Annotated in this window: 2 protein-coding genes; both read left to right on the top strand. The window is 67.9% G+C overall.

The annotated features are described in order from the left end of the window. On the top strand, window positions 1–962 hold a 962-nt coding region (locus PYV61_RS25595), incomplete at its 5' end, for a hypothetical protein (protein WP_275836714.1). Next, the coding region (locus PYV61_RS25590; RefSeq protein WP_275836713.1) for a hypothetical protein at window positions 959–1,139 on the top strand (181 nt) is incomplete at its 3' end. The genes PYV61_RS25595 and PYV61_RS25590, both read left to right, overlap by 4 nt.

The raw sequence follows: 1,139 nt of genomic DNA, 5'->3' as shown, positions 1-1,139 counted from the left end.
CCACTTTCTGGTGGGCCAGCCGCAAGGCGAAGTTCGGCACCGGCACCAAGGGCGCCGTCTCGCGCGAGCGCCTGCCGTCCAACCCGGCCGCGGCGATCTCGACCTACTCGGGCGATCCGGACCTCGCCGCGGTGCGCGCCGCGTTCAAGGAAGATGATGGCGTGACGGCCAACGGCGTGGAGATCTTCCGATCGATGCGCCGCATGCTGCTCCGCGCCGCCTTGGTCTGGAATGCCAAGGCGGACGGCGATGTTGGCCTCGATCTTCTGGTCTGGTCCCAGCTTCGGGACTTCAGCGCCGGCTTCGCAGCTGCGCGTCACACCGGGGTCGGATCGATCGGCACCGTGCATGATCCGGAGATCGCGCGTCCCCACCTGGACGCAGCTGCCGGAACCGACGTGTGGGAACAAGCCCGGCGCGAGCTGATAGCCAGCGCGTCTCTGCAGGAGGAGGATCAGGCTGAGAGCTTCCGAATGTGGCGAGAAGCGCCGGCCGACCTGAAGCGGCTCGGGGCGGCCGTCGTGGCCGGAATGGCGCTCGACCGCACCCTGAACGCCCACGGCTACATGTCGGCCGTTCATGATGCCGTCGCGGACGAGTGCCGGATTACCGGCGTGCACGAGCAGAGCCTGCGCCAGCTATTCGATCCCACCGAGGATCTGCTGAAGCTGCTCCCGCGCGATCGCCTCCTCGACATCGTCGCGCCGTTCGTCGACGCGGCCGCGATCGAGCGCTGGCGCAAGGGTAAGGCGAGCGCCCTGCCCGAGCTCGTCGCCCAGGTCCTGCGTGGCGTCTCGAGCACGATCGACACGGCGCTAAAGCGCACGGCCGCCAAGCAATGGGTGCACGAGCTGCTGCGCTTCCCGAAGAAGGAGCAGGCGCTCGCCGAGGTGTTCGCGGATCGCGAGCCGAAGCGCGAGTGCGCCGACGGCGACGACCTGCTCGAAAGGGCCGCGTCGTGACGGACTATTATGCCGTTCAGCTCGACGATCACGACCTGGGCAACCTGATCTGGGCTGTCGCGAGAGCGGCCACCCCAAAGAACAGCCACCCGGACGGCCCTGCCGTCGTGGCAATCGGCGTTTCATTCGGCCGGACGATCGGCGCAAAGCAAACACTCGAGCCGCTAGACGATGCGA

It is taken from the genome of Roseisolibacter sp. H3M3-2 (assembly GCF_029211165.1).
In the GTDB taxonomy this organism is placed as follows: domain Bacteria; phylum Gemmatimonadota; class Gemmatimonadetes; order Gemmatimonadales; family Gemmatimonadaceae; genus Roseisolibacter.
This window is presented reverse-complemented; position numbering and strand designations above follow the sequence as displayed.